Genomic DNA, 3,380 nt, shown 5'->3' on the forward strand with positions numbered 1-3,380 from the left:
TGCGTGCTCCACCCGGAGGAACGCTGCGTGCCGCACGCCGACATGTATGCCTCACGGTACCTCGTCGTTGAGACCGTGAACAATCTCCGGATCATTGAGCGGGACAAGCCGCCCCGCCCGCTCACCCCCGAGGAGCGAGACCGGATCAGGGCGTACCTGAGCGGCCCGCTCCGTACGGAAACGAAAGGCAAGCGCAAGGGGCAACCGAAACGCACAGTGACCGTGACCGACCTGCGAAACCTGATGAGCTGGGGACGTGCCTCCAAGTCTTCGCAGTTCCGTTTCAACATTGAGAACGACGAAGACCGCACGATCAACACCGACTGGTTCAGCCGCGAGATCATCCACGGCGCGGTCACGCCGGAGACGTGGGAGGCGATGACGGACCGGGTCCGCGAGGGGCTGAACCGAGCCATACTCAAGTTCGACCCCGACCAGGAGGAGGACGCGGCGAAACTCCGCAAGGGAGTGATGGACTGGGCCGGGCTGAGCGAGGCGCAGGCCGATGCGCTCGTTGCCGCGTGGAAGACCCGCCCGAAGCCCGATGCGAAGCGGCTGAACATGGGGCGGCGCGCGACGCGCAACCTCCTCGCCGTCATGGACCGCCCCGAGCCGTGGGACGACCCGAAGAACCCGACGGGCTACCGATGGCTCACGCAGATCGAGGCGCGCAAGATCATCGTGGAGGACGGCGAATTTGTCGACGTGACGACGGGCAGCCCCTTTGACGACCACACGCGCCGCCGCTACGCGACCGGCGCAAAGGGCGCGACGGCCCGCGACCGCTACTACATGGGCAAGCACGTCCTGATGAAGGACGGCAAGCCCGTCATCGGCCCGGATGGCCATCCGCTCGCCGAGCCGCCGCCCGCTCCCCTCATCAGCAACCCGGTCGTCCGCAAGGCGATCCACGAAGTGCGCCGCCACCTCATCGAGTACATGAAGACCTTCGGCCGAAGGCCCGACGAGGTCTACATCGAACTCGCCCGCGAGGCGAAGATGGGCAAGAATGACGCCGACCGGCTCCTCTTCAGGAACCGCCTCCGCAACCGCATCCGCAACAACATCATCCACGAGCTCGACCTCGAATCACAGACCTCAACGCAGCAGCGTGCCGCCGTAGACCGCGTGATTCTCTGTGTGCAGCAGGGCGGCGTCTGTCCCCTCTGCGGCCGGGGCGGGCTGACGGCCCGGCTGGCGGCCACCGGCGAGGAGTGTGAGGTCGCCCACATCATCCCCCGTGCGAGCGGTGGTCACAACGGCCTCTCGAACATCGTCCTCGCGCACACGAAGTGCAACCGCGAGATGGGCCGTCGCACCCCACGGCAATACTGGTCGGCAGGCCCCGGTTTCGAGCAGGGTATGCTCTGGGTCGAGGGCATCTACGGCGACGTCAAACGCCCAAAGCCCTCAGAGGTACGCACCGCGGAGGGCGAAGCGTTGTGGGCGTGCTACTTCACGGGCCGCGACGACCGCGCGAAGATCGAGCGATTCAAACTGGACGTCTCCGATGCGCAGGTCCAGGGCATGACCGAGCGGCAGGAGGCCGCCACGAAGTACGCCGCGCGGCAGGTCATGGCGTACCTCGCCGATGCGCTCTACGACGGCAAGGGCCTGCCCGAGCGAGGCGGTAAGCGCCGCATCTACGCCACCGACGGCATGTGGACAAGCCGCCTCCGCCGCGAGTGGGGCCTGTTCTTCGACCCTCACGACGCACGGTCGCACGGCCTGAGCGGCGATGAGGAACGCGAGCGCAAGGAGAAGAACCGCGGCGACCACCGCCACCACGCCATCGATGCGGTCGTGATCGCGCTCTGCACGCGCCAGGTCCAGATCGACTGGGAGGACCGGGAGAAGCAGGCGGACAGGGACGGCATCAACACGGCGGACGAGGAGCAGATGGAGAACTACCGCCGGCTGCACCGCCTGCGACCGCCCTCCCCCTTCGACCGGCCAGACCTGCCCGTCGATGAGGCGATCGAGGCATTCCGGGCCGCGGTGAAGCGTGCGGTCTTCAGCGATGACGGTGAGGTCCGCCCGATCTGTCACAGGCCCGTGAAGCGAAAACTGATCGGCGCACTGCATGAAGAGACCCTCTTCGGGCCGGTCCTCGACCGAGCGGGCAACCTCACGGGCTACTACACCGCCAAGAAGAGCGTGCTGGCGCTCGACCGCAACCATCTGCGGATGCCGCGGCCCGAGACCGAAAGGGAGGCCATCGAACGCCTCGCCGCCCGTCGCCAACGCGACAAGAGCATCGATGAACGCGCGGCGCGCAAGTGGGCGCGCGCCGTGGTTTCGTCCCCCGGCTACAAGCCCGCAATCGTTGATCCGCCGCCCGGCAAGAGCGGCATCGTCCGCGACGTCGCGCTCCGTGCCCGGCTTCGTGAGTGCATCGAGGAAGCCGGTCTGGACCCCGACGATTTCTCCGCGACCGAGATCAAGAAACTCCACGAAGCCGGACGGATCAGGCACGCATCCGGTGTCCCCATCCGTTCGGTCGTGCTTCTCCGAACGATGAACGACCCCGTCATCATCGACCGCAAGCGCCCCGACTACGCCACCGGGCGGATGCTGCCCGACGACGACCCCGCGTCCAAACGTGCCTACGTCGGCGGGAACAACCATCACGTCGAGATACGCATCAACGACAAGGGCGACCTGTCCGGCGAGATCGTCTCGGCCTTCGAGGCCGCGCAGCGCAAGCTGGCCCGTCTCCGCGCCTTCCGCGACGCCCGCATCCCCAGGCCGGACGAGTTCCGCAAGCTGCCCACGGCGGAGCGTCGCAAACTCGCTCCCGTCATCCGTGCGATCGAGCGAGAGCATCCGCTCGTAGACCGCCGGGATGACGATGCCAAGGGCGGCCGGTTCCTCATGAGCCTCTGCGAGGGCGAGATGCTCCTGATGAAGCACAAGGAGACCGGCGACGTCGGTTACTTTGTGGTCGCGAAGCTCGACAAGCCCCGCAGCATCGTCGTTGTCCCGCACTGGGACGCCCGCGCCGCGACCGAGCGCAAGGACGCGGAGGGCGACAAGGTTCCGAACTCGAAGCGCGAGCAGTTCGCGGTCACGCCGAGCGACCTCGGAACCCTCGCCCCCCCCGGCCGCGAATACGCCGTGAAGGTCCGTGTCAGCCCGCTGGGGGTCGTCACGGAACTGGAAAAGGATTGATCGGGGCCCCCCGATCCGTTCCAATGGCGGCGGGAGGCGTGCGTGATCCGCCGAACCGTCGAGATCAGCCGTGAGCCGTGCCACCTCGCCGTCCGCGACGGCCAGTTGCTCATCCTCCGCCGCGAGGAGCCGCCTCGCCGCCTGCCCGCGCACCCGCCGAACCTCGCCGGAACGATCCCGCTCGAAGACCTCGGCGTCCTCATGGTGGA

General features: G+C 67.5%; 1 protein-coding gene. It reads left to right on the plus strand.

Translation table 11 applies throughout. The features are described 5' to 3' along the window. The first annotated feature begins 27 nt into the window (after positions 1-27). Positions 28-3,171, plus strand: coding sequence for a hypothetical protein (locus tag FBT69_13700; protein MDL1905844.1), 3,144 nt, complete (start codon positions 28-30; stop codon positions 3,169-3,171). Positions 3,172-3,380 lie beyond the last annotated feature (209 nt).

It is taken from the genome of Synechococcales cyanobacterium CNB, assembly GCA_030263455.1.
Classification (GTDB): Bacteria; Planctomycetota; Phycisphaerae; order Phycisphaerales; family UBA1924; genus CAADGN01.